General features: G+C 70.3%; 28 protein-coding genes. 17 read left to right on the forward strand and 11 right to left on the reverse strand.

The window, feature by feature from the left end; translation table 11 throughout:
• Positions 1 to 88 precede the first annotated feature (88 nt).
• Positions 89 to 346: a DUF3099 domain-containing protein gene (locus ACFZCY_RS39935; protein WP_361490269.1), complete on the forward strand. Its 258-nt coding sequence runs from the start codon at positions 89 to 91 to the stop codon at positions 344 to 346.
• Between the two features lie 20 nt (positions 347 to 366).
• Here ACFZCY_RS39935 and ACFZCY_RS39940 read toward each other — a convergent pair whose 3' ends face one another.
• On the reverse strand, positions 367 to 729 hold the full coding sequence (locus ACFZCY_RS39940; RefSeq protein ID WP_391185144.1) for a DsrE family protein: 363 nt from the start codon (positions 727 to 729) through the stop codon (positions 367 to 369).
• Positions 730 to 999: 270 nt separating this feature from the next.
• Here ACFZCY_RS39940 and ACFZCY_RS39945 point away from each other — a divergent pair, with 270 nt between their 5' ends.
• From ACFZCY_RS39945 to ACFZCY_RS39955, 3 genes are all read left to right on the forward strand, one after another.
• Entirely contained in the window at positions 1,000 to 1,563 is a 564-nt protein-coding gene (locus ACFZCY_RS39945; RefSeq protein ID WP_391185146.1) for a heme-binding beta-barrel domain-containing protein, read from the forward strand.
• 71 nt (positions 1,564 to 1,634) lie between these two features.
• Positions 1,635 to 2,096: a transcriptional repressor gene (locus ACFZCY_RS39950; protein WP_391185150.1), complete on the forward strand. Its 462-nt coding sequence runs from the start codon at positions 1,635 to 1,637 to the stop codon at positions 2,094 to 2,096.
• A gap of 10 nt (positions 2,097 to 2,106) precedes the next feature.
• Complete coding sequence (locus tag ACFZCY_RS39955; RefSeq protein ID WP_391185153.1) at positions 2,107 to 3,072, forward strand: glycine cleavage T C-terminal barrel domain-containing protein; 966 nt, start codon at positions 2,107 to 2,109, stop codon at positions 3,070 to 3,072.
• A gap of 13 nt (positions 3,073 to 3,085) precedes the next feature.
• On the opposite strand, the gene dtd is transcribed toward ACFZCY_RS39955, so the two are convergent.
• Complete coding sequence (gene dtd, locus ACFZCY_RS39960) at positions 3,086 to 3,511, reverse strand: D-aminoacyl-tRNA deacylase (RefSeq protein ID WP_358631985.1); 426 nt, start codon at positions 3,509 to 3,511, stop codon at positions 3,086 to 3,088.
• A 145-nt stretch (positions 3,512 to 3,656) separates the two neighbouring features.
• Between dtd and ACFZCY_RS39965 the strand changes: the two genes are divergently transcribed.
• Both ACFZCY_RS39965 and ACFZCY_RS39970 read left to right on the forward strand, forming a co-directional pair.
• Complete coding sequence (locus ACFZCY_RS39965) at positions 3,657 to 4,304, forward strand: ABC transporter substrate-binding protein (protein ID WP_391185156.1); 648 nt, start codon at positions 3,657 to 3,659, stop codon at positions 4,302 to 4,304.
• 99 nt (positions 4,305 to 4,403) lie between these two features.
• The gene (locus tag ACFZCY_RS39970) at positions 4,404 to 5,654 is read left to right on the forward strand and encodes a GNAT family N-acetyltransferase (protein ID WP_391185159.1); all 1,251 of its coding nucleotides are present in this window, start codon (positions 4,404 to 4,406) and stop codon (positions 5,652 to 5,654) included.
• Between the two features lie 27 nt (positions 5,655 to 5,681).
• Here the strand turns inward: ACFZCY_RS39970 and soxR are convergent, their stop codons facing one another.
• Entirely contained in the window at positions 5,682 to 6,143 is a 462-nt protein-coding gene (soxR, locus tag ACFZCY_RS39975; protein ID WP_391185162.1) for a redox-sensitive transcriptional activator SoxR, read from the reverse strand.
• Between the two features lie 52 nt (positions 6,144 to 6,195).
• Between soxR and ACFZCY_RS39980 the strand changes: the two genes are divergently transcribed.
• The gene (locus ACFZCY_RS39980; RefSeq protein WP_391185165.1) at positions 6,196 to 6,801 is read left to right on the forward strand and encodes an NAD(P)H-dependent oxidoreductase; all 606 of its coding nucleotides are present in this window, start codon (positions 6,196 to 6,198) and stop codon (positions 6,799 to 6,801) included.
• 97 nt (positions 6,802 to 6,898) lie between these two features.
• Complete coding sequence (locus ACFZCY_RS39985; protein WP_391185169.1) at positions 6,899 to 7,690, forward strand: NAD(P)H-dependent oxidoreductase; 792 nt, start codon at positions 6,899 to 6,901, stop codon at positions 7,688 to 7,690.
• Here ACFZCY_RS39985 and ACFZCY_RS39990 read toward each other — a convergent pair.
• From ACFZCY_RS39990 to ACFZCY_RS40000, 3 genes are all read right to left on the reverse strand, one after another.
• Complete coding sequence (locus tag ACFZCY_RS39990; RefSeq protein WP_391185170.1) at positions 7,623 to 8,171, reverse strand: GNAT family N-acetyltransferase; 549 nt, start codon at positions 8,169 to 8,171, stop codon at positions 7,623 to 7,625. The two genes, ACFZCY_RS39985 and ACFZCY_RS39990, sit on opposite strands and share 68 nt — an antisense overlap.
• Before the next feature lie 204 nt (positions 8,172 to 8,375).
• Entirely contained in the window at positions 8,376 to 8,975 is a 600-nt protein-coding gene (locus tag ACFZCY_RS39995) for a carboxymuconolactone decarboxylase family protein (protein WP_391185173.1), read from the reverse strand.
• Between the two features lie 32 nt (positions 8,976 to 9,007).
• On the reverse strand, positions 9,008 to 9,598 hold the full coding sequence (locus tag ACFZCY_RS40000; RefSeq protein ID WP_391185175.1) for a carboxymuconolactone decarboxylase family protein: 591 nt from the start codon (positions 9,596 to 9,598) through the stop codon (positions 9,008 to 9,010).
• Positions 9,599 to 9,847: 249 nt separating this feature from the next.
• On the opposite strand from ACFZCY_RS40000, the gene ACFZCY_RS40005 reads away from it, so the two are divergent.
• Positions 9,848 to 10,819, forward strand: coding sequence for an MBL fold metallo-hydrolase (locus ACFZCY_RS40005; RefSeq protein ID WP_391185178.1), 972 nt, complete (start codon positions 9,848 to 9,850; stop codon positions 10,817 to 10,819).
• A 118-nt stretch (positions 10,820 to 10,937) separates the two neighbouring features.
• Positions 10,938 to 12,605, forward strand: a complete 1,668-nt coding sequence (locus ACFZCY_RS40010; RefSeq protein WP_391185181.1) for a thiamine pyrophosphate-dependent enzyme — start codon at positions 10,938 to 10,940, stop codon at positions 12,603 to 12,605.
• A gap of 383 nt (positions 12,606 to 12,988) precedes the next feature.
• On the opposite strand, the gene ACFZCY_RS40015 is transcribed toward ACFZCY_RS40010, so the two are convergent.
• Positions 12,989 to 13,579 (reverse strand): TetR family transcriptional regulator, encoded by a 591-nt coding sequence (locus tag ACFZCY_RS40015; RefSeq protein WP_391185185.1) that lies wholly within the window; start codon positions 13,577 to 13,579, stop codon positions 12,989 to 12,991.
• A 206-nt stretch (positions 13,580 to 13,785) separates the two neighbouring features.
• Between ACFZCY_RS40015 and ACFZCY_RS40020 the strand changes: the two genes are divergently transcribed.
• The 3 genes from ACFZCY_RS40020 (at position 13,786) to ACFZCY_RS40030 (ending at position 15,301) form a co-directional block, all read left to right on the forward strand.
• A complete protein-coding gene (locus ACFZCY_RS40020) occupies positions 13,786 to 14,205 on the forward strand; it encodes a helix-turn-helix domain-containing protein (RefSeq protein ID WP_391185187.1) in 420 nt (139 codons plus the stop codon).
• 19 nt (positions 14,206 to 14,224) lie between these two features.
• Positions 14,225 to 14,824, forward strand: coding sequence for a hypothetical protein (locus tag ACFZCY_RS40025; RefSeq protein ID WP_391185190.1), 600 nt, complete (start codon positions 14,225 to 14,227; stop codon positions 14,822 to 14,824).
• A 129-nt stretch (positions 14,825 to 14,953) separates the two neighbouring features.
• Positions 14,954 to 15,301, forward strand: coding sequence for a DUF2516 family protein (locus ACFZCY_RS40030; RefSeq protein WP_055557294.1), 348 nt, complete (start codon positions 14,954 to 14,956; stop codon positions 15,299 to 15,301).
• Between the two features lie 45 nt (positions 15,302 to 15,346).
• Here the strand turns inward: ACFZCY_RS40030 and ACFZCY_RS40035 are convergent, their stop codons facing one another.
• Both ACFZCY_RS40035 and ACFZCY_RS40040 read right to left on the reverse strand, forming a co-directional pair.
• Positions 15,347 to 16,579: a fused response regulator/phosphatase gene (locus tag ACFZCY_RS40035; protein WP_361488973.1), complete on the reverse strand. Its 1,233-nt coding sequence runs from the start codon at positions 16,577 to 16,579 to the stop codon at positions 15,347 to 15,349.
• 356 nt (positions 16,580 to 16,935) lie between these two features.
• A complete protein-coding gene (locus ACFZCY_RS40040) occupies positions 16,936 to 18,027 on the reverse strand; it encodes an NlpC/P60 family protein (protein WP_391185194.1) in 1,092 nt (363 codons plus the stop codon).
• Positions 18,028 to 18,455: 428 nt separating this feature from the next.
• Between ACFZCY_RS40040 and pstS the strand changes: the two genes are divergently transcribed.
• The 4 genes from pstS to pstB all read left to right on the forward strand — a co-directional run bounded on the left by pstS (position 18,456) and on the right by pstB (position 22,543).
• On the forward strand, positions 18,456 to 19,571 hold the full coding sequence (gene pstS / locus ACFZCY_RS40045; protein WP_391185197.1) for a phosphate ABC transporter substrate-binding protein PstS: 1,116 nt from the start codon (positions 18,456 to 18,458) through the stop codon (positions 19,569 to 19,571).
• A 118-nt stretch (positions 19,572 to 19,689) separates the two neighbouring features.
• Positions 19,690 to 20,679: a phosphate ABC transporter permease subunit PstC gene (gene pstC, locus ACFZCY_RS40050; RefSeq protein ID WP_391185199.1), complete on the forward strand. Its 990-nt coding sequence runs from the start codon at positions 19,690 to 19,692 to the stop codon at positions 20,677 to 20,679.
• Complete coding sequence (gene pstA, locus ACFZCY_RS40055) at positions 20,676 to 21,740, forward strand: phosphate ABC transporter permease PstA (RefSeq protein ID WP_391185201.1); 1,065 nt, start codon at positions 20,676 to 20,678, stop codon at positions 21,738 to 21,740. Before pstC ends, pstA begins: the two co-directional genes overlap by 4 nt.
• Positions 21,741 to 21,766: 26 nt before the next feature.
• A complete protein-coding gene (gene pstB, locus ACFZCY_RS40060) occupies positions 21,767 to 22,543 on the forward strand; it encodes a phosphate ABC transporter ATP-binding protein PstB (RefSeq protein WP_055557300.1) in 777 nt (258 codons plus the stop codon).
• Positions 22,544 to 22,672: 129 nt separating this feature from the next.
• Here the strand turns inward: pstB and ACFZCY_RS40065 are convergent, their stop codons facing one another.
• A complete protein-coding gene (locus tag ACFZCY_RS40065; protein ID WP_391185203.1) occupies positions 22,673 to 23,671 on the reverse strand; it encodes an inorganic phosphate transporter in 999 nt (332 codons plus the stop codon).
• Between the two features lie 8 nt (positions 23,672 to 23,679).
• A complete protein-coding gene (locus ACFZCY_RS40070; RefSeq protein ID WP_055557302.1) occupies positions 23,680 to 24,300 on the reverse strand; it encodes a DUF47 domain-containing protein in 621 nt (206 codons plus the stop codon).
• Positions 24,301 to 24,448: the final 148 nt, after the last annotated feature.

Raw genomic sequence — 24,448 nt, forward strand, 5'->3', positions numbered from 1 at the left:
CCTCCGTCGTGTGACGGGGCGCGAACGGACGCCATCGGCGGCCGCCGGAGGAGTGTCGGCGCCGTGCTCCCGGACGTATCCTGGCCATATGTACGCGCGACGCCGCCACGCATACTTCTTCCTGATGGGCGCGTGTCTGACGCTCTTCATCTCGGCCTGGGCCTTCGTGCGTCTGTGGTCCGTCCCCGCCGCCGTGGCGATGTGCGTCGTCGCCATGGTCATCCCGCCGCTGGCGGCCATCGTCGCCAACCGCCGGGGCCCGCAGGACCGCTGGTGGGACGAGTCGGGGGATCCGGAGTCGGACCGGTGGTGGCGGGAGCTGGACGAGCACCACCACCGGCACTGAGCGGCGGGGCCGGTACGGGGTCAGTAGACGAGCGCCTGCACGCCGTCCGGCATGATCTCGCTCACGAAGACCTGCGCCCCCGCGATCCGCGCGCCCTCGATCAGATCCGCCTCGTCGATCTCCCGCCGCGCCGCGCACTGGCTGCACACGGTGACCGTGCCGCCCGCCAGGATGCCGCTGATCAGCTCCGGCAGCGGCGCCGCGTGCGGCAGCGAGAAGTCCGCCGCCCGGCCCGGCAGCGCGAACCACGTCGACTCGCCGGTCAGCCACAGCGAGACCTCGACCCCGCTCGCCACGGCCACCGCCGCCACCGTGAACGCCTGCGAGCACCGCTCGGGCGCTTCCGCGCCCGCCGTCACCTTGATCACGAGCTTGTTCGCCATGCCGTACAGCCTAGGCATGCCGCCGCGCGGCACGGCGCGGAGCCGCCCGCCGGACCGGCGGCCGGGACCGGCTACTAGACTCGGGTCCGGTCCGTCATCCTTTACGAGGAGCAGCTCGTGCTTGAGGCAGTCTTCACCACCCTGTTGATCCTGGTCATCGTGGCCAGCCTCGGTTTCGTCGGGCTGACCTGGAAGAAGCTCTACCAGGGCCAGCGCTGAGCGCTCCCGCCCCCTCGCCCCAGCCCGCCTAGCGACGGATCGTCTGAACCCATGATCGAGATTCCCTCCGACCTCCACCCGGACCTGGTGCCGCTGGCCTTCCTCCTCGGCAACTGGGAAGGCGCCGGCGTATCGGACTTCCCCGGCGCCGAGAAGTGCAACTTCGGGCAGGAAGCGACCTTCACCCACGACGGCCGTGACTTCATCGAGTACATCTCGCACACCTGGGTGCTGGACTCCGAGGGCAAGAAGGTCCGCCCGCTGGAATCCGAGTCCGGATACTGGCGGATCGACAAGGACCGCAAGGTCGAGGTCGTGATGATCCGCGACCAGGGCGTCGTCGAGGTCTGGTACGGCGAGCTGGCCGACGGCAAACCGCAGATCGACCTCGCGACCGACGCCGTGGCGCGCACCTCCGCCTCGGGCCCGTACTCGGGCGGCAAGCGGCTGTACGGCTACGTCAAGAGCGATCTGATGTGGGTCGGTGAGAAGGCCACCCCCGAGGTCGAGCTGCGCCCGTACATGTCCGCGCATCTGAAGAAGGTCGTCGACCCGCGCGAGTGGGCCAAGGACCTCAAGGACCTGCCGGACGACGGGATCGCCTTCTTCCGCTGAAGCCCCCCGCTCCCCGGCCGTTCCAGCCGAGCGCGACCGCGCCCCGGTGCCGCGCCGCCTACACTGGCACCGTGGCGACCACCGACTGGAAGACCGATCTGCGGGAGCGCGGCTACCGACTGACCCCGCAGCGCCAGCTCGTGCTCGAAGCCGTCGACAGCCTGGAGCACGCCACTCCGGACGACATCCTCACCGAGGTGCGCCGTACCGCGAGCGGTGTGAACATCTCCACCGTCTACCGCACGCTGGAGCTGCTGGAGGAGCTGGGCCTGGTCAGCCATGCCCATCTCGGGCACGGCGCCCCCACGTACCACCTGGCCGACCGGCACCACCACCTCCATCTGGTGTGCCGGGACTGCACGGAGGTCATCGAGGCCGACGTCTCGGTCGCCGAGTCCTTCACCCGGCAGCTGCGGGCGTCCTTCGGCTTCGACACCGACATGAAGCATTTCGCCATCTTCGGCCGCTGCGCCCGGTGTTCCGCCGCCGACCCCGCGGAGGACGCCTCCGGGGGCCGGGCGGCCACGTCGTAGGGTGAAGCGCATGAAGAGCCCTTTGCTGTCGCTGCCCGGCGCCGTCCCCGGCGAGGGCCCCGACGAAGGTGTCGCCGCCCACTACGGCGACCTGTTCCGCGAGCAGCGCGCGCTCGCCGACGGCACCGGCTTCGTGGACCTCTCGCACCGCGGAGTGGTCACGGTCACCGGTGCCGACCGGCTGAGCTGGCTGCATCTGCTGCTCACCCAGCACGTCAGCGAGCTTCCCGCCGGTGAGGCCACCGAGGCGCTGATCCTGTCCGCGCACGGCCACATCGAGCACGCGCTCTACCTCGTCGACGACGGCGAGACCACCTGGGCCCATGTGGAGCCCGGCAGTCAGGGCGATCTGATCGCGTACCTGGAGAGCATGAAGTTCTTCTACCGGGTCGAGATCGCGGACCGCACCGAGGAGTACGCGGTCGTCCACCTCCCGGCGGGCAGCATCGCCGAGACCCCCGGGGGCGCCGTCGCCCGCGAGACCGCGCACGGCCGCGACCTGTTCCTGCCGCGCGCCGACCTGGAGTCCTTCGCGGCGGCGAACGGCCCGGCGATCGGCGTCCTGGCGTACGAGGCGCTGCGCGTCGAGGCGCACCGGCCGCGGCTCGGCATGGAGACCGACCACCGGACGATCCCGCACGAGCTGGGCTGGATCGGCACCGCCGTCCATCTGCAGAAGGGCTGCTACCGCGGCCAGGAGACGGTCGCCCGGGTGCACAACCTGGGCAAGCCGCCGCGGCGGCTGGTCTTTCTGCACCTCGACGGCAGCGAGGTGAAGCTGCCGGGCCACGGCGCGCCCATACGGCTCGCGGCGGACGGCGAGGAGGGCCGTCAGCTCGGCTTCGTCACCTCCTCGGCCCGCCACCACGAGCTGGGTCCGATCGCGCTCGCGCTGGTGAAGCGCAACGTACCGGTGGACGCGGCGCTGATCGCGGACACCACGGCCGCCTCGCAGGAGACGGTCGTCGAGCCGTAGCGGCCGCCGTCCTTCAGACCTCGACGATCACCGTGAACGGGCCGTCGTTCGTGAGCGAGACCTTCATGTCCGCTCCGAACCGGCCCGTCTCCACTTGGGCGCCCAGCTCCCGCAGCCGCGCCACCACCTCGTCCACCAGCGGTTCGGCGACATCGCCGGGCGCCGCCGCGTTCCAGGTGGGGCGACGGCCCTTGCGGGCGTCCCCGTAGAGCGTGAACTGGCTGATGACCAGCAGCGGAGCGCCCAGGTCCGAGCAGGACTTCTCGCCGGGCAGGATGCGTACGGACCACAGCTTGCGGGCCAGCTGGGCCGCCTTCTCCGGGGTGTCGTCGTGCGTCACCCCGACCAGGACGCACAGCCCCTGACCGACGATCTCCCCGGTCGTCTCGCCGTCCACGACGACGCTCGCCCCGTCCACTCTCTGTACCACAGCACGCATACGCACCATCATGCCCTGCGCCCATCGGGGCCGATCGGGTGGACGGCCGCTGCACAGGGGCCATTCGGAGTGGCACGATGCGTGCAGGCGGTGCAGGTGGGCAGGAACTGCGGGAATGACGCATCGCTGGAGGGGACGGACAAGCATGATCACACCGGGCACCGAGCGGCCCATGGCCACCGAGAGCCCGCTGCCGGCGCGGCCGCCGAGCCAGCGCGGCGGCCGGCTGGCCGACGCCGAGGCCGTGCCGTCGGCGGCGGGAGCGGAGGCGGGGGCGGCTCCGGCCGCGATGGGCGGGCTGCGGCTGGCGGAGCTGCGCGCGCTGCGCCGCTCCGCGCAGCGCGAGGAGGCGGACCTGAGCTATGTGCGCAGACTGCTGCACGGCCGGATCGACATCCTCCGCGCCGAGCTGGCCCGCCGCCGCGCGCCGGACGCGCCGATGGCGGCGGACGGGTCGTCGGCGGAGCCGGCGGAGCTGGTGGAGCTGCTGCCCAAGATCCTGGCGGACGTACCGTCCCGGCACCGCACCTCGGCCCGCCATGTGACGCTCGGCACCCCGCACAGCGCGGAGTGCGAGCGGCTGGCCGAGGAGATGCTGGCCGAGGTCGGCCTGTCGGACCTTCCGGCGCGTACGGACGAGGAGCTGCACGGCGCGATGGGCCGCCTGGAGGGGTACGAGCAGCAGGTGTCCCGGCGGCGGCAGGGGCTCCAGCGCACCGCCGACCGGTGCAGTGCCGAGATCGCCCGCCGGTACCGCGAGGGCGAGGCCCAGGTCGACGACCTGCTCTCCTAGAACCCTCCTGGAACTCCCCTGGAACGCGCGCCGGATATCCACAGGCTGGGGATAAATAATCGCGTGCGGCCGGTGTCCGCGGCCCCCTAGCGTGGCCGCATGGCCGCTCACATCCGTACCTCCCTCGAAGCCTCCGACGTCCCCGCCTGGATCCGCGCGACGCACATCGGCTTTCTGCGGTCACCGGACGTCTCCGAGGAGGAGCTGGAGGTGCGGCGGGCGGGCATCGACCTGGACCGCACCCAGGGGGCGTTCGACGGGGACCGCTGCGTCGCCACGTTCCGCAGCTTCGCGCAGCGGCTGACGGCGGTCGGCGGGGCCGACGTACCGGCCGACGCGATCACCAACGTCACCGTCTCGTCCACCCACCGACGCCGGGGCCTGCTCAGCCGGATGATGGAGCACGACCTGCGGGTGGCCAAGGAGCGGGGGGACGCGGTGGCCTCGCTGCTCGCCGCCGAGTACCCGATCTACGGGCGGTACGGCTTCGGCCCGGCCACCTGGGTCACCCAGTGGACCGTGGACGTCGCCCGCGCCGGGCTCGACCCGCGCTACGCCGGCCCCGGGTGCGGCGGCCGGGTCGACTACGCCGACGCCGGCGAGATACGGAAGCTGGGCCCCGCCCTGCACGAGCGGCTGCGCGCCCAGGCGCACGGCGTCATCGACCGCACCGAGCGCTGGTGGCAGCTCAGCACCGGCCTGCTCCGGTTCCCGGGCGACGGCTGGACCGCCGAACCGTTCTACGCCCTCTACCGCTCCCCCGACGGCTCGGTCGACGGCCTGCTCGCCTTCACCGTCGACGACCGCTGGGAGGGCAACAAGCGGCCGCACAACACCGCCACGGTCCTCGACCTGATCGGCGTCACCCCGGCCGCCGAACGGGCGCTGTGGCACTTCCTGTGCTCCATCGACTGGGTTTTGCACATCGCCACCGGCCCACGCGCCCCGGACGATCTGCTTCCGCTGCTGCTCGGCGATCCGCGGGCGGCCCAGCCCACCACCGTCGCCGACTACCTGTGGCTGCGCCCGCTGGACGTACCCGCGCTGCTGGAGACCCGTACGTACCCGGCCTCCGGCTCGCTCGTCCTCGACCTGCGCGACCCGGCCGGGCTGGCGGGCGGCCGCTACCTGCTGGACGCGAGCCCGGACGGCGCCACCTGCGCCCCCACCACCCGCGCGGCCGATCTGACCATGGACATCGGCGAGCTGGGCACCGTATGGCTGGGCGACGAGTCGATGGTCCGCCTCACCGCCCTGGGCCGCGCCGAGGAGGAGCGCCCCGGCGCCGCGGCCCTGGCCGACACGCTGCTGCGCACGTCGCGGCGGCCGTGGTGCCCCGACATGTTCTGAGCCGCCCGCTCGGCGGCAGGGCCGCGCTCAGCAGGAGGACTTGAGCAGCCGCCGGGCGCCCGCGCCCTCCTCGCCGAGCTTGTCGTACGGGTTGGCCAGCGCGCACTTGTCGATCGACAGACAGCCGCACCCGATGCAGTCGGTCAGACGGTCGCGGAGGTTCTCCAGCTGCTCGATGCGCTCGCTGAGGTCCGTACGCCAGCACTCGGAGATCCGCGCCCAGTCCTCCTTGGTCAGGACGTGGTCCTCGGGGAAGAGCGACAGCACGCCCCGGATCCTCGCCAGCGGGATGCCGACCCGCTGCGAGGAGCGCACGAAGGCCACCCGGCGGAGCGTGTCGCGGGTGTAGCGGCGCTGGTTGCCGGAGGTGCGGCGGCTGTGGATGAGCCCCTCGCGCTCGTAGAACCGCAGCGCGGAGGCGGGGACTCCGCTGCGCTGGGCCAGCTCGCCGACCGTCAGTTCATGGGTCTTCCAGGTGAGGTGCGTCATGCTGTCGAGGGTAGCTTGACTTCAACCTTTGTTTAAGTCCGAGTCTCTTCTCATGACTACCGCAACCGCCGTCTCCGCCGACGCCCCCATCCGTCTCGCCGTCATCGTCGGCAGCACCCGCGAGGGCCGCTTCGGGCCCAAGGTCGCGAACTGGTTCACCGGCCGGGCCGCGCTGCGCGACGACATGAGCGTGGACGTCGTCGACCTGGCCGACACCCCGCTCCCGCCCTCCCTCACCCACCGCCCCGGCCCCGAGGAGACCAAGGCCCTGGAGGCCGTGACCCCCCGCCTGGACGCGGCGGACGCGTTCGCCGTCGTCACCCCCGAGTACAACCACAGCTATCCGGCCCCGCTGAAGAACGCGATCGACTGGCACTTCAGCCAGTGGCAGGCCAAGCCCGTCGGCTTCGTCTCTTACGGCGGCATCTCGGGCGGCCTGCGCGCGGTCGAGCATCTGCGGCCCGTCTTCGCCGAGGTGCACGCGGTCACCGTGCGCGACACGGTCAGCTTCCACGGCGCCTGGGACGCCTTCGGCCCGGACGGCCGCCCCACCGACCCCACGGGCCCCGACACCGCCGCCACGGCCATGCTCGACCAGCTCGCCTGGTGGGCCGAAGCCCTCCGCACGGCCCGCGCGGCCCGCCCGTACGGAACCTGAGCCCACCCCGGGGGCCTGGAGCGCGTGGCCAGATCCTCACACATCCTGGCCATCCGGCCACTCGTCACCCGGCGGGCGCGTTGCGACGCTGGCCGCTATGAACGTGCTGTGGATATTCGCCCACCCCGAACCGCGCTCGCTGAGCGGCTCCCTGCGCGACGAGGGCCTGAGCGCCCTGCGGGAGCTGGGCCATGAGTGCCGGGTGTCCGACCTCTACGCCATGCGCTGGAACCCGGTCGTGGACGGCGCCGACTTCCGGCATGACGGCGGCGAACGCCTGATCGTCGGCGCCTCCTCGCACGACGCCTACGCCGCCGGGACGCTGAGCGAGGACATCCGCGCCGAGCAGGAGAAAATCGCCTGGGCCGACGCGCTGATCGTGCAGTTCCCGCTGTGGTGGTACGGGATGCCCGCCATCCTCAAGGGCTGGTTCGACCGCGTCTTCGTGAAGGGCTTCGCCTTCGGCGTCACCGGCCCCGACGGCCGCACCCTGCGCTACGGGGACGGCAAGCTGGCCGGGAAGCGCGCCATGGTCCTGCTCACCGCCGGGGCCCGCGAACCGGGGCTCGGGCCGCGCGGCGTCAACGGCGACATCGGGCAGCTGCTGTTCCCCCTCCAGCACGGGACGCTCTGGTACAGCGGCATGTCCGTCCTGCCGCCGCAGGTCGTCTACGGCGCGGACCGGCTCTCCACCGAGGAGTACCAGGGCTACGCCACCGCACTACGGGAACGGCTCGCCGCCCTGCCGACCGCCGACCCGATCCCCTTCCGCCGCCAGAACGGCGGGGACTACGACGAGAACCTGGTGCTGCGCCCCGACGTCATGCCGGGCCACTCCGGCCTGGCGGTGCACTACGCAGCTCCAGCCGCCAGTCGTTGCACCGCATGAGGGAGCCGGGCGGATACTCGACGTCACACTCGCCGAGCAGCGTGAACCCGGCCTTGCGGCACACCCCATTCGACGCGGGGTGGCCGACGGACGGATAGGCGTGCAGCCGGCGGTGGACGCCCTCAGCGGCCGCGGCCCGCGCCACCTCCCGGGCGGCCGCGACCGCGATCCCCCGGCCCTGATACGGCGGCAGCACGCCCCAGCCCGTCTCGTACACGGTCTCCCCGCGCCACTCCCGCTCCCAGAAGCCGATCGCGCCCACCACCTCGGCCTCCCGCGCCAGCACGATCCGGTACATCCGGCCCTCACCCCGCCCGGGCAGCCCCGCATAGCGCCGATGCCGCGCCAGCAGCTGCTCCTCGGTCTCCGGCCCGCCCAGGTGCTTCATCATCTCCGGGCTGTTGTTGCGCCGCAGCAGCTGAAGGTGGGACGGGGTGTCCGCCCACGGCTCCAGCCGCACCACACCGCTCCCCTGGGACATCCGCCGCCTCCCGCCGTCGCGTCCTCCCCGACATCATGAGCGATACCCAGGCCGTCGATGGGCCGGGCGGCAGCCAGGCCCTGCCGCCGCACCTCCGCCCCCAGTCCGCGGTGCCCGGCCACCACGACCGGACTGCCCAGCCGGACGGCATCCCGTTCCAGCATTTCGGCGACGGTGGGAACCATGGAAAAGCCTTGCTGCGGCCTACTGCTTCAGGCCGACCGCGTTCGACGGAACGTCGAACGCGGCCAGGGTCAGCGACACGCCGGTGAACCAGCCCATCAGCACGGTCAGGTCGACGATGCCCTTGTCGCCGATGGTCTCCTGGGCTCGCTTGAACAGGCCGACCGGAACATCGCGAGGCTGGGCGAGGGTTGACGCGAGTTCGTAGACGAGTTGCTGCCGAGGGTCATCGAAGGAGGTCGGCAGGCCGGCGATCAGGGCTTCGACCTTGCACGGCTCAAGACCGCCCAGCGCCACACCGATCTTCTCGTGCTCGTAGTTTGCGTAGGCCGCGAGCCAGCGACCGGTGATGACGTTCGTGACGATCTCGATCTCCGCCTTCGACAGCGACGACTCCTTCTGGAAGTACGCTCCCGTCGGCACGATCGCCTTGAGCAGGGCCGGGTTGGCCAGCCAGATCTTGTGCGGACCCGGCACCAGACCGCGCAGTTTCACGGTGCACTCGTAGGCGCTGCGCATCTCCGGAGGCATCTCGTCGACCGGGACCTCTACGTATCGGCCGAAGGTCCCGAAGTCCTCAGGGTCGTCGAACATGGCAAGCTCCTTCTTCTCGTTGCCCACTTCACGTCCCGCCATCTCCAGACCGCGGCACTTCAGGCGGCGTGGGTGACCGGCGCGACCGGACCTCCGGCCGGCACGTCGTAGGCGTTGAGGATGGTGCTGATCGCCAGGTAGTGGATGGTCACGAACACCATCGTGTCGAAGGCTTCCTGCCCGAGCTTCTCGACGACGGCGGTGTACAGCGGTCCCGGCAACGGACCTCCGTCGAGCAGGGCGCCGGCGACGTCCGCCGCGAGCACCTCCTCCTCGGTGAGGTCGCTCGGGCGCCTGCCCGCGCACAGCGCCGCCACCTGGTCCGGTCGCAGCCCAGCCCGTGAGGCCAGTGCGGCGTGCGCGTACATCTCGTAGGCGACGTTGAAGCGCCCTCCGAGGGTCAGGATGACGACCTGCCGGGCCCGCTCGGAGAGCCCGGGCATCTGCTGGGCAAGGTCGATGAATCGGCCGAGAGGCTGGGCCAGGTCGGGGAAGTGGAGCATCACACCCCACGGCCCGACGAAGGCACCGTCGGCGTTGCGCACTTCGAAGCCGGTGTATTCGTCGGCCTGCACCATCGCATCGAAGGCGTCGTAGAGGGCTCGCTGCCTGGGAGTCAGTTCATCCGGAGGGATCAACGGGAGTCGCATAGGGTCACCCCAATAAAAGCGAACGATGGATCGTTTTCTTGACCAGAGTAGATCGACTCCACCGCCCGTGCAAGCAGAAAAGCGATCAATCGTTCTCCTTGACAGTCTCCGTGTACGGGTGAACCATAAAAGCAACGATCGTTCGCTTTTTATATGCGGGCGCGGGAGACCTGCCTCCGCACCCCCTCAAGCGGCCGCTCCCTCCTTGAGCGGCCACCACACAGCAACGACAGCCAAGGAGTCCGCGTCGTGAAGAAATGGCCCCTCGTGGCCGCGGCCGCAGTGCCCGCCGTGCGCCTGGTCCGCCGGCTCAGCTCACCGGCGCTTCCGCCGCCCGCCCCGCTGCCCCCGTCGATTCCGGTCCCTGAGGCGAAACCACCGGCGGACATGGACCTGGTCGCGGTCCCCACCGGCGTCAACAACAGGGTCGCCGCGTACGCGTACAGCGGCGGTTCCCTCTTCGACCGGCGGGACTTCTACATCGGCGCCGCGCTCATCAAGCACCCCCAGGGTGACCTTCTGGTCGACTCCGGCTTCGGACGCGACATCGCCCGGCAGTTCGCCACGATGCCCCGCCTGTTCCAGAGGATGACCAAGTACCAGGTCTGGAAGCCCGCCGTCGAGCAACTCGAGGCGGCCGACTACGACTTCGGCCGGCTGTCCGGCATCCTGCTCACCCACGCGCACTGGGACCACATGAGCGGCATCCCCGACTTCCCCGACCTGCCGGTCCTGGTCTCCGCGCGCGACCGCGCCGCGTTCTACAGCCCGGAGATGTTCGGCAACTTCCGCGGCTACTTCCAGGACACGCCGTTCAACTGGCAGGAGTTCGGCTTCGAGGGCGGCCCCTACCTCGGCTTCCCGCGCCACCACGACGTGTACGGGGACGGCTCGATCGTCTGCGTACCCGCTCCCGGACACACGCCGGGCAGCGTCATCGTCTTCGTGACTCTGCCAAACCAGGTGCGCTACGCCCTGGTAGGTGATCTGGTGTGGCAGCGCGAGGGACTCACCCGCCGCCTGGAGCGCCCCTTCCTCATCAGGCGCCTGGGCGACTTCGACGCCGAGGGCAACCGCCAGAACATCCTGCGCATGGCGGCCGTCATGCAGCGCATCCCCGATCTGATCGTCGTCCCCGCGCACGACCAGCGCGCGTTCGCCGAAATGAGCCAACTCCCAAACGTCACGACCCGGGGCCTGACCCTCTCCCCCAGCCTCTGACGCGACAACGAGCCGACACCGCGCGCACCACAAGAAAGGGACGATTGTGACTGAAGTGAAGACGGGTACGGCGTCAGACCAACCCCCCGCGTCCGCCACCGTCAGAGCCGCATACGCGGTGGCCCGAGCTCTGACGGACAACGGCATCGACCGCATCTTCCTCGTCACCGGCGGCGACCTGCTGCTGTGGCGGGCACTGCGGGATCACGGCATCGCCATGCACCTTGTCCGCAGCGAAGCCGCGTCGGTCGTGATGGCCGACGCCTACGCCCGCGTGACCGGCAAGCCCGCGGTCGTGTACGGGCAGTGGGGGCCCGGCGCGGCGAACGTCGCGGCGGCGCTGGCGGACGCCTGGTGGGCGCGCAGCCCGGTGGTCGCCCTCACCAGCACCGTATCGACGAAAGTGGAGTACAAATTCGAGTACCAGGAGCTGGACCAGCCTCCGATGTTCCAGCCGGTCACGAAGTGGCAGGCTCGCGTCACTCGCGCCGAGCGGGCCGGCGAACTCGTCGCCCAGGCCTTGCGGAACGCGGCTGCGGGCTCGCCCGGCCCCGTGCACCTCGACATCCCGAGCGACATCCTGCTGGAGGAGACCGCGGGAACCCCGGCCGGACGCATGCCCGCCGTCACACCGGCACCCCCGGCTCCGTCGGCCGCAGCCGTGGACGATGTCGTCAGTCGCCTGGCGCGCAGCCGGCAACCGGTGATCCTCGCCGGCAACGGGGTGCTGCTCGCCGGTGCCGCGCCCGACCTCACCACGCTCGCGGAGACCGCGGCCGTGCCCGTCCTGACGACGCTCGGCGGCAAAGGCTCGATCGCCGAGAACCATCCATTGTCGGTGGGCGTGGCCGGGCGGTACTCGACCAAGGTCGCCAACGAGATCGCGCGCGACTCGGACTTCGTGCTGGCGATCGGCACGGATCTCGGCGCGCTCGCCACCGACACCTACACACTGCCCTCGCCCAACGCCGAGGTGGTCCAGATCGACCTCGCGGCCGAGCGCATCGGTGCGACCGTACCTGTCCAGGCGGGCGTGGTCGCAGATGCCGGCGAGGCGTGCCGGGCCCTGACGGCGGCGCTGGCCGCGGGACCGGACAATCCGGACCGCGGCACGCGCCGCGCGTGGTGCGAGGGGGTCCGGACGCGGTGCGACACCTGGCAGGCAGCGTTTCAGGGGCTGGCGCACCGCCCCGCAGCCGGCCATGTGCGGCCCGAGGCCATCGTCGCGATCCTGCGCGAACTCGCCGACGACCGCGACCTGCTCGTCGCGGACACGGGGTTCATGGGGGCCTGGGGCGGCGCCCTGTTCCCCGTGCACGCTCCGGGCCGGACCTTCCTGCGCGCCGCCGGCACGCTCGGCTGGGCCTTCCCCGCCGTTCTCGGTGCCCAACTCGCGGCGCCGGCCGGCCGGCGCGCGTTCGCGCTCGTCGGCGACGGCGGCTTCGGCTACAACGTCGGAGACCTGGAGACCGCGATGCGGCTGGACATACCGGCCGTGACCATCGTCCTGAACAACGCGAGCCTCGCCTACGAGCACGTCGGGTTCAAGCACGCGCTCGGCGGCGACGTGGTGAAGGAGGTCTGCGACTTCATCGACGTTGACCACGCCGGTGTCGCAAGCACCTATGGCCTGTTCACCGCCCGGGTCGACTCCGCGGACGACTTCCGGAACGCGCTCAAGGGCGCGATCGCCGGCGAACGCCCGGCCTTGATCGACGTCGTCGTCAGCAAGGAACGGGTCGCCCCGGTCACCACGTTCGACGCATGCCTCGACCGCGATGTGTGAGGCCATGCCGAATCTCGCCGCCGATCTCGCGGCAGCCGCCCGCATCCACGGCGTCCGGCCCGCGGTCCGACTGGACGACCAGGTACTCGACCAGCCCACATGGACTCGGCGGCACGGGCTGTGGCCCCTGGTCTACGGCTGGGACGGCGGTGGCAGCGCCGTGCACGGGGCTGCCACCGCGATCGGCATCCCCAGCGTGACCGTGAGAGCGACGGGGCCGGAAGGGCTCGCGGGCGAGCCGCCGACCGCACCGGCTGCGCGCGGCATTACGGACACCGCCGTCATCCTCTCCACGTCGGGGACGACGGGAGCCCCGAAGGCGCCGGCTGACGCACCGCAACCTCGACAGCAACGCGCGCACCGTGGCCGAGGCTGCTGTGCTGTCAGTCCGGCCACAGAGCGCGGACGGCGCCCGGAAGCCCTTCCACCACCGCAGGGCCGAGCGTGGCCAGTTGCAGGATGTAGCCCGGGACACTCGCGACGATCACCTGGGTCAGCTGACCGGCGGGGATCTCGACGGGGAGGCCACCGCTCTCCTGGCGCTCCCGGACTATGTCCGCCAGTTCCGCGGTCACGTCGGTGAGGGTGCCCTTGATCCGCTCGGCGAGGGTCGGGTCACGCAGGCACTCCGCCCACACCAGCAGGGCGATGGCGGCGAAGCCGTCTTCCTCGTGCTTCGCCTTGATCGTCTGGAAGATGCGGGCGAGCAGCTCGCCGATGCTGACGGCGGGCTCGGCTGCGGTCATCCGGCGGACCTCGCCTGTCACCTCCGCGAGGTTCTCCTCGGCGATGGCGATGATCATGTCCTGCTTGCCGGGAAAGTACCGGTAGACCGCCCCCGAGGACAGGCCCACTTCGGCCAGCAGATCCTGCATGGACGTGCCGTGGAAGCCCTCACGCACGAAGCAGCGCCTGGCGGCGGCGAGGATCTCGGCGCGGCGGGCGTCCCGGTACTGCTGACTCACTTTCGGCATACCTCCAAGATACACCAAAAACGATTAATCGTTCTCCTTTTTCTGCGTCGCCTCCCGCACCGGAGCGCACCCAGGGTGACTCACCGGCTCGGGCGGGCGCCTCGACGGCGGACCTGGTGACGCCGGCTGACTGCATGGGTGGCACGCGCCACTCTTGCAAGCACCTTGCTTGCAAAAGTTAGCACTCCTGGTGCAGCATCGAAGGCATGGCATCACTGAACGTCGGCAACCTCGGCGACTTCCTGCGGGAGCAGCGGCGCAGCGCCCAGCTCTCGCTGCGGCAGCTGGCCGACGCCGCCGGGGTGTCCAATCCGTACCTCAGCCAGATCGAGCGCGGGCTGCGCAAGCCGAGCGCCGAGATCCTGCAGCAGCTCGCGAAGGCGCTGCGGATATCCGCCGAGACCCTGTACGTACAGGCGGGGATCCTCGATGAGCGCGATCGGGAGGAAACCGAGGTGCGCAGCGTGATACTCGCCGATCCCACGATCAACGAGCGGCAGAAGCAGGTGCTGCTCCAGATCTACGAGTCCTTCCGCAAGGAGAACGGACACGGGACCGGCTCGGACGGGACCGCCTCGGACGACACCCCCACCGCCGACGCCGACGTCGCCACACCCTCGAACTGATCCGGGAGGACCAGCAGCCATGGCCATCACCGACGACGTACGCAAGACCCTCACCGACCCGACCCCGCTCTACTTCGTGGCGGGCACGGCCGACCTCGCGGCCCAGAAGCTCAAGGAGGTGCCGACGCTGGTCGAGAAGATCGTCGCGGAGGCCCCCGAGCGCTTCAACGCGGTGCGCAACACCGACCCGAAGGCCGTCCAGGACCGGGTCACCCAGCAGGCGAAGGGCGCCCAGGGCAAGCTCAACGAGGTGCTGGGTTCCCTGGACACCGACCTCAAGCGGCTCCGTGACTCGGCGCAGGACCTCGCCCTGCAGGGCGTCGGCCGCGCCGCCGAGCTGGCCGTCAAGGCGCGGGAGCGGTACGACGAGGTCGCCGAGCACGGCCAGGAGGTCGTGAAGACCTGGCGCGGCGAGGCGGCCGACGAGGTCGTCGACATCGCCTCCGCGATCGAGCCCCACGAGGAGAAGAGCGCGCCGAAGGCGCCGTCGCACCCGGTCGCGGTGGACTCCGCCAAGGAGGCGCCGAAGGCCACGGCCAAGCCGGCCACCCCGGCGAAGAAGGCCCCGGCCCGCAAGCCCGCCCCCACGAAGAAGCCCGACGCGAAGCCGAACAGCTGACGGACGGGCGCCATCGCGAGCGCAGGGGGCCGGGTACGCGACGGGCGTGCCCGGCCCCGTCAGCGGGTACGGTGGCCCGTAATGCTCATCCCTCTACTCTCTGAGCGTCTCTTCTAGGCGGTGGACAGCGTGCTGGTGCAAGGTTTCGGCGAGTTGCTGTACTGGGTCTCCTGGGGCCTTCTCCTCTTCAGCCTGTTCGCCTTCGTCGACTCCGCGATCCGCCGCGAGGCCGCCTACCGGGCCGCGGACAAGCAGACCAAGCCCTTCTGGATGATCATCCTGGGGCTCGCGGCCGTGGTGAACTTCTTCATGGGCATCATGAGCTTCCTGCCGATCATCGGGCTGATCGCGACGATCGTGTACATGGTCGACGTACGCCCGGCGGTGCGGCAGATCTCCGGCGGCGGCCGTGGCTGGCCGCGGGGGCGCGGCTCCAGCTCCGACGGTCCGTACGGGCCCTACAACGGCGGCCGGTAGCGCGCTGAGGGGCGCGAGCGGCACCCCTCAGCAGCCTCAGCAGTCTCAGCAGCGGTCGAGCAGGAGCACCGCGAGGTCGTCCGTCAGCTCGCCGCCGTTCAGCGCCCGCACCTCGGTGACCGTGGCGTCCAGCAGCTCCTCGCCGCGCAGCCCGGTCGCCATCTGGCGGGCGACGATCTCGACCATCCCCTCCTGACCGAGCCGCTGCACCCCGGCCCCGACGCGGCCCTCGATCAGCCCGTCGGTGTACATCATCAGGCTCCAGGCGCCGCCCAGCTCGACCTGGCGGCGCGGCCAGCGGGCGTTCGGCAGCAGGCCGAGCGCGGGGCCGTTCTCGTCCGTGGGCAGCAGCCGGGGCGCCATTCCGGGCCGTACCGCCAGCGGTGAGGGGTGCCCGGCGAGGCAGACCCCGGCCCGGCGGCCGTCCGGGGCGATGTCGACGGTGCACAGGGTCGCGAAGATCTCGTCGTCCGGGCGCTCGTTCTCCAGCACCTGCTGGAGGGTGCCGAGCAGCTGGTCGCCGCAGAGCCCCGCGAAGGTCAGCGCGCGCCAGGCGATCCGCAGCTCCACGCCGAGGGCGGCCTCGTCGGGGCCGTGGCCGCAGACGTCGCCGATCATCGCGTGCACCGTGCCGTCCGGGGTGCGGACGGTGTCGTAGAAGTCGCCGCCGAGCAGGGCCCGGCTGCGGCCGGGCCGGTAGCGGGCGGCGAAGTGCAGTCCGGAGCCCTGGAGCAGCGGCGTGGGGAGGAGCCCGCGCTCCAGCCGGGCGTTCTCCTGGGCGCGCAGCCGGGACTCGGTGAGCTGGCGCTGGGCGAGGTCGGAGCGTTTTCGCTCGACCGCGTACCGGATGGCGCGGCTGAGGATGCGGCCGTCCAGCTCGTCGCGGAAGAGGAAGTCCTGCGCCCCGACCCGGACGGCCTCGGCGGCGCGCTCGGCGTCGTCCTCGGCGGTGAGGACCAGGACGGCCTGGGTGGGCGCGAGCTTCAGTACGGAGCGCAGCGTGTCGAGCGCGTCCTCCGCCTCGTGCTCGGGGCCGGGCAGGGCCAGGTCGAGCAGGATGCACTGCACCCCGTCGGTGAGCAGCCGGGCGGCCTCGGTGAGGTTACGGGCCGTACGGATACGGACCCGGTTGCCCTCGGTATCCAGCATCTCGGGGATGTTGAAGGCGCCGGCCGGATCGTCCTCGATCACCAGCAGGGTGAGCCCGCTGTCGGGCAGGGCGGCCGGCCGGGCCTCGGTGGCCAGTGCCTCCCGCTGCCTCGGCACGGGTACGGACATCGCTCGATTCCTTCCCTCCCCCCGAGGGCGCGGTGCCCGCCGCCGACCGGCGGACCGCACGAACCGGCTCACACACCGACTGGTCGGTTTCAGGGCGTGCAAGCCGGATACTGCCAGCCGACTTTAGCGCTCGGTCCGGGCCCCGTGGAATGACCTCTCGGACGCCACTTTTGCCATATGCCCCACGCCCTGGGCGACTTGGCAGAATCCGGACAGGGGCCCGAATGACAAAGGTCACGCGAACTCGTCGCCCTTTTGTGGAACCGAACACGGATGGTGCGATTCACGCCCCAACCACACCAGGGCGAGGCGGACATACCAGCCGAAACGCGCCCGCGGCGTGAAATCTGCACGAATCAGGAGGCGTCCGGGCGCACCACGCCCAGGATCGGCATCGAACCCGCCCCCGTCAGGGTGATCTGACGGCCCGGGCGCGGGGCGTGGACGATCGCGCCGTCGCCCACGTAGATCCCCACATGACTGGCGTCCTTGAAGTAGATGACCAGGTCACCGGGGCGCATCCGCGCGGTGTCCACCTTCGGCAGCAGCCGCCACTGCTCCTGCGAGGTCCGCGGGATGGCCCGCCCGGCCGAGGCCCAGGCCCGCTGGGTCAGCCCCGAGCAGTCGTAGGCGTCCGGGCCCACCGCGCCCCAGACGTAGGCCTTGCCGATCTGGGCCGTCGCGAAGTCGATCGCACGCCGCCCCACGGAGCTGGAGCGGCCGCCAACCTCCCGCAGTATGCCGGTCTTGAGCCACTTCGCCTGGGATGCCCGGCCCCGCTCCTCCTGGAGCTGCCGCAGCCGGTCCCGCTCCTTGGCCGCCAGCCGCGACTCCAGCCGCCGGGCCCGGGCGAGCTTTTCGGTGATCTCCTTCTTGGCCGCCGCCTTCCGCGCCCGGCTGCGATCGAGCCGTTCCCACTCACGGGAGGCGGAGTCGGCGTAGCGGTCGAGCGCCGTCCGGGTGTGCTCCAGCCGGTTCATCAGCCCGCGGGCCGCCTTCTCGCCCTTGCGCGCGAGGGCGAAGTCGTCGAGGAAGCCGCCGGGGTCGTCGTCCAGCAGCAGCCGCGCCTCGGCCGGCATCCCGCCGCCGCGGTACTGGGCCCGCGCCAGCGCCCCGGCGCGCTCCCGCAGCCCGGCCATCTCCTTCCGTGTCTTCACCACGGCCCGCGCGATCCTCAGGATCGACCTCTCCTGGCGCGTCTGTTTCTCCCGCGCGAGGTTGTACGCGTCGGTGGCTGATTCCGCTTGCCGGTAGAGGCCGTCCACTTGCGAGCGGACCTTCTCCAGCCTCCCGGCGCCGGACGCGGTGCCGCCGGCGCCGCCCCGGGTCGGCTCCGGTTCGCCGGGCGCCGCGTACGCCGGGCCGGGCGCGGCCGACGTTCCCAGCGCGCAGACGAGCGCGGCGGCCGCGGCGACGCCCGTACCCCTCCCTCTTCCGTCCCGCCTCACCCGACCGGCCTCCTCTCCTCGAAGTAGGGACGGATAGTGACATGCCGTACCGCAATCCGACAGAGCCACGCGCCGGTCGGCCGTACACCCGACGCGATCCGGGGTCATGAGAGGACAGAAGTAGACGAGAGCGAGCGGGGGCGGCCGGAAGCGGACGCAAGGCGCGGTAAAGGGGAGAAGCGGGCGGAAGCCGGACCGCGACCGCGCTGTGACCCAGCCGTTATCCGGCCACCACACTGACGGCCGAGGTTCACCACTCGTTAACTCGTGCCCATTGGTCGCTTCACCTGATCTGCCTAATTTCAGCCCTACTGAGGCGCAGACCGAGCCCATGCCCGGCCTCGCGCCGCCCGGCGCACAACCACCCCTGCGCACCATTACGTCGCGCGCCGTCCCCCACCGGCGGCTTCTGGAAGGAATCCCTGAAAGTGAAGCTTCAGCGCAACAACCGGCTTCGCGCCATCGCCGCCGGTGCCCTCGCCCTGTCCGGCGCCTTCGTCCTCACCGCCTGCGGTTCGGACAACAACTCCGGCGGCGGCAGCGCCAAAGCCACCGGCGACATCAAGTGCGAAGGCAAGGGTCAGCTCCTGGCCTCCGGCTCGTCCGCGCAGAAGAACGCCATGGACCTGTGGACGAAGAACTACGGCGGGGCGTGCAAGGACGTCAAGCTCAACTACAAGGCCACCGGCTCGGGCGCGGGCATCCAGGAGTGGCTGCAGGGCAAGACCGCCTTCGCGGGCTCCGACTCGGCGCTCAAGCCCGAGGAGGTCGCCTCCTCGAAGAAGATGTGCAAGGGCGGCCAGGGCATCAACCTGCCGATGGTCGGCGGCCCGATCGCGGTCGGCTTCAACGTCCCCGGCGTGGACAAGCTGACGCTCAACGCCGAGGTCCTCGCCAAGATCTTCAACTCGGACATCAAGACGTGGGACGACCCCGCGATCAAGGCGCTCAACAAGGGCGTGAAGCTTCCGAGCCTCAAGATCCAGGCGTTCCACCGCTCGGACGAGTCCGGCACCACCGACAACTTCACCAAGTACCTCAAGGCCGCCGCCCCGAAGGCGTGGCCGCACGAGCCGGGCAAGGCGTGGGAGGGCAAGGGCGGCCAGTCCGCCGACGGTTCCTCCGGTGTCTCCTCGCAGGTCAAGCAGGTCCCCGGCGCGATCTCGTACTTCGAGCTGTCGTACGCGACCGCCAACAGCATCAAGACCGTCGACCTGGACACCGGCGCCTCGGCCCCGGTCCAGGCCACCGTCGAGAACGCCTCCAAGGCCATCGCCGAGGCCAAGCCCAAGGGCACCGGCAAGGACCAGGCCCTGGACCTGGCGTACGACACCAAGGCGGCCGGCGCCTACCCGATCACGCTGGTCACCTACGAGATCGCCTGCGACAAGGGCAACAAGGCCAGCACGCTCAAGGCCACCAAGTCCTTCCTGAACTACGCGGCGAGCGAGGGCGGCCAGTCCGCGCTGAAGGAGCTGGGCTACGCCCCGCTGCCCGACTCGATCGCCAAGAAGGTCCGCGAGAGCATTTCCAGCCTCTCCTGACCTGACATGTGCGGCCTGTTCCGCTCCGGCCGACCGCCGGGGCAGAACAGGCCGCACGTCCGGTGCACCGCCGCACCAGGAGCCTCACCCCCATCCGGCTCCGCAGACCGGAGAACCCATGAAAACGGATATAGAACCCACTTCCACATCCGCCGGGTCACAGCCCAAGGTCGCGACCCGCTCCACCGGCCGGGCCGGTGACAAGATCTTCCTCGGCCTCTCCCGGGGCTCCGGGATCGCCCTCCTGGTGATCATGGCGGCCATCGCGGTCTTCCTCGCGTACCGCGCCGCCATCGCGATCTCCAAGGACGAGGCCAACTTCCTCACCGCCTTCGAGTGGAGCACCGGCTCGACCCCGATGCGCTTCGGCATCGCGGTCCTCGCCTTCGGCACGGTCGTCAGCTCGATCATCGCGATGGTGCTCGCGGTCCCGATCGCCGTCGGCATCGCGCTCTTCATCTCGCACTACGCCCCGCGGCGGCTGGCCACCCCGGTCGCGTACGTGATCGACCTGCTCGCTGCGGTCCCCAGCATCGTCTACGGCCTGTGGGGCGCGCTCTTCCTGGTGCCGCATCTGACGGGTCTGTACACCTGGATGGACGACACCCTGGGCTGGACCAAGGTCCTGTCGTACCAGGGCGGTGCAGCCCGGTCGCTGTTCACCGTCGGCATCCTGCTGGCGATCATGATCCTGCCGATCGTCACCAGCGTGAGCCGCGAGGTGTTCCGGCAGGTTCCGAAGATGCACGAGGAGGCCGCGCTGGCGCTCGGCGCGACCCGCTGGGAAGTCGTCCGGATGTCGGTCCTCCCCTTCGGCCGCTCCGGCATCATCAGCGCCTCGATGCTGGGCCTCGGCCGCGCGCTGGGCGAGACCATGGCGGTCGCCACCGTGCTGTCCCCCAGCTACCTGATCAACGCCAGCCTGCTGGACCCGGGCGGCGGCACCTTCGCGCAGAACATCGCCAGCCACTTCAAGGAGGCCAACGGCAACGGGCGTGACGCGCTCATCGCCTCCGGTCTGGTCCTGTTCGTCATCACCCTGCTGGTGAACGGCGCCGCGCGAATGATCATCGCCCGCCGCAAGGAGTACTCGGGGACCGCAGCATGAGCGACACGACCATCGACACCAACACGCCGCGCGCGTCCGCCCTCGCTCAGGCACGACTGCCCCGCTGGGCCCCGCTGGGGCTGGCCGCGGTCTCGATCGCCGCGGGCGTCGGCATCGGCAGCGCGGCGGGCATGAGTAACCCCTTCCAGTGGGGGCTGATCGCGGCCCTGCTCTTCGTCGTCCTCTCCTACGGCGTCACGGCCTCGGTCGAGGGCGGCCGGCAGGCCAAGAACCAGCTGGCCACCAGCCTGGTGTGGCTCTGCTTCCTGATCGCGGTCATCCCGCTGTTCTCGCTGCTCTTCGAGACCATCAACCGCGGCAAGACCGTGCTCGACGGCTACTTCCTCAGCCACTCCATGGACGGCGTCCAGACCATCCTGCCCGGCGGCGGCGCGTACCACGCGATCCTCGGCACCCTGGAGCAGGTCGGCATCGCCACCGTCATCGCGGCCCCCATCGGCCTGCTGACCGCCATCTACCTGGTCGAGTACGGACGCGGGCGGCTCGCGAAGGCCGTGACCTTCTTCGTCGACGTCATGACCGGCATCCCGTCCATCGTGGCCGGTCTGTTCATCCTCAGCTTCTGGATCATCATCCTGGGCTTCGACTACTCCGGATTCGCCGGTGCCATGGCGCTGGCCATCCTGATGATGCCGGTCGTGGTCCGCTCCACCGAGGAGATGCTCAAGCTCGTCCCGGACGAGCTGCGCGAGGCATCGCTCGCGCTGGGCGTGCCCAAGTGGCGCACCATCCTCAAGGTGGTGCTGCCCACCTCGATCGGCGGGATCACCACGGGCGTGATGCTCGCGGTCGCCCGTATCGCCGGTGAGTCCGCCCCCATCGTGCTGCTGGTCTTCGGCTCCCAGGCGATCAACCCGAACCCCTTCGAAGGCGCCCAGTCGTCGCTGCCGTACTACATCTACGAGCAGTGGCAGCTCGGCAACGAGGCGTCGTTCAACCGCGCCTGGGCCGCGGCGCTCGTACTCATCGCCTTCGTCATGATCCTGAACCTGGTGGCCCGCGGCATCGCCCGCTGGAAGGCCCCGAAGACCGGCCGCTGAGGCCAAGAAGAAGAGAAGTGATTCACATGGCCAAGCGCATCGACGTCAGCGGGCTGACCGCCTACTACGGCAGCCACAAGGCCATCGAGGACATCTCGATGACCGTCGAACCCCGCTCGGTGACCGCCTTCATCGGCCCCTCCGGCTGCGGCAAGTCGACCTTCCTGCGCACCCTCAACCGGATGCACGAGGTCACCCCCGGCGGCCGGGTCGAGGGCAAGGTGATGCTCGACGACGAGAACCTGTACGCCTCCGGCATCGACCCCGTCTCCGTGCGGCGCACGGTCGGCATGGTCTTCCAGCGCCCCAACCCGTTCCCGACGATGTCCATCTTCGAGAACGTCGCGGCCGGACTGAAGCTCAACGGCTCGTACAAGAAGAGCGAGCTGCAGGACGTCGTCGAGAAGTCCCTCAAGGGCGCCAACCTGTGGAACGAGGTCAAGGACCGGCTGAACAAGCCGGGTGCCGGGCTCTCCGGCGGTCAGCAGCAGCGGCTGTGCATCGCCCGCGCCATCGCGGTCGCGCCCGACGTGCTGCTGATGGACGAGCCCTGCTCGGCGCTGGACCCGATCTCGACCCTCGCCATCGAGGACCTGATCGGTGAGCTGAAGGAGCGGTTCACGATCGTCATCGTGACCCACAACATGCAGCAGGCGGCGCGCGTCTCGGACCGTACGGCCTTCTTCAACCTGGCCGGCGTCGGCCAGCCCGGCAAGCTCATCGAGATCGACGAGACCGAGCGGATCTTCTCCAACCCGTCCGTCCAGGCCACCGAGGACTACATCTCCGGTCGCTTCGGCTGACGGACAAGCCCCTCGCCCCCTGGGCGAGGACGGGCGTCCTGCGGTGCTGCATGGCGGTGCCACCGCACGACGAAAGGGCCCGCCCCTGGCTCCCGGGGGCGGGCCCGCTCCGTATCTGCGCGGCGTGGGTCAGCCGAAGGCCAGGTCCACGATCCAGTAGCTGAGGGCGGCGACTCCGGCCGCCGCGGGCATGGTGATGAACCAGCCGAGGATGATGTTCTTCGCGACCCCCCAGCGCACCGCGTTCACGCGCTTGGTCGCCCCCACACCCATGATCGCCGAGGTGATGACATGGGTCGTCGAGATCGGCGCCTGGAACATGAACGACGCGGTGTACATGACCGAGGCCGCCGTCGTCTCGGCGGCGAAGCCCTGCGGCGGGTCCAGTTCGATGATCCGGCGGCCCAGGGTGCGCATGATGCGCCAGCCACCCGCGTACGTGCCGAGCGAGAGCATCGCGGCGCAGGCGATCTTCACCCACACCGGGATCGCGTCCCCCTGATCCTCGACACCGCCGATGACCAGGGCCATCACGACCACACCCATGGTCTTCTGGGCATCCTGCAGACCGTGTCCGAGCGCCATGGCGGCGGCCGACACGGTCTGTGCTATCCGGAAGCCGCGCTTGGCCTTGTGCGGGTTGGACTTACGGAACATCCAGAGGATGGCCACCATGACGAAGTAGCCCAGCACCAGGCCGATGACGGGCGAGATGACCATGGGGAGGACGACCTTCTCCACCACCCCGCTCCAGTGAACGGTGCTGGCACCGGCGAGCGCGGCGCCCACCAGGCCGCCGAACAGGGCGTGCGAGGAGGAGGACGGCAGTCCGTAGTACCAGGTGATCATGTTCCAGGCGATCGCGCCGATCAGCGCGGAGAACAGGATGATCATGCCCTGTTTGCCGGTCGGGGTGGCGATCAGGCCCTCACTGACCGTCTTGGCGACCCCGCTGCCGAGGAAGGCACCCGCGAGGTTCATCACCGCGGCCATCGCGAGCGCGGCCCGCGGGGTCAGGGCCCGGGTGGAGACCGAGGTGGCGATGGCGTTCGCCGAGTCGTGGAAGCCGTTGGTGTAGGTGAAGAAGAGCGCGACCGCGATGGTCACGACGAGCGCGAAGGTGTCCATGCCGGGGCTCAGGACTCCTTGACGGCGATGGTCTCGACCGTGTTGGCCACATGCTCGAAGGCGTCGGCCGCCTCTTCCAGCACATCCACGATCTGCTTGAGCTTGAGCACCTCCATCGCGTCGTACTTGCCGTTGAAGAGGTGGGCCAGCAGCTTGCGGTGGATCTGGTCGGCCTGGTTCTCCAGCCGGTTGACCTCGATCCAGTACTCGGTGAGGTTCGTCATGGTGCGCAGGTTCGGCATGGCCTCGGCGGTCAGCTCGGCCGCCCGCGCCAGCACCTCGATCTGCTGCTCGACGCCCTTGGGCAGCTCGTCGACCTGATAGAGGACGACCAGGTCGACGGCCTCCTCCATGAAGTCCATGATGTCGTCGAGAGACGAAGCGAGGGAGTAGATGTCCTCGCGGTCGAACGGCGTGATGAAGGAGGAGTTCAGCTGATGGAAGATCGCGTGCGTGGCGTCGTCCCCCGCATGCTCCGCGGCCCTCATCCGCTCGGCGATCTCGGAACGAGCGGCGGAGTCCGCCCCGAGCAGTTCCATCAGGAGCTTGGAGCCGGTCACGATGTTGTCCGCGGAGGCGGCGAACATGTCGTAGAAGCTCGTCTCCCTGGGGGTCAGACGAAAGCGCACTGGGGATCCTCGGGATGCGGCGGATGGGGACTCGACGATGCTAGGCGCATCTTCCGGCCACGGTAACCGGCGTCCCCAGTGTCGCCCATCGGGCAGTGTGCTCTTCACAGGGGCCCTGTTTGGCCGGAAAAGCCGTTACCATATACCC

The sequence above is a fragment of the Streptomyces sp. NPDC007983 genome, from assembly GCF_042958345.1.
In the GTDB taxonomy this organism is placed as follows: Bacteria; Actinomycetota; Actinomycetes; order Streptomycetales; family Streptomycetaceae; genus Streptomyces.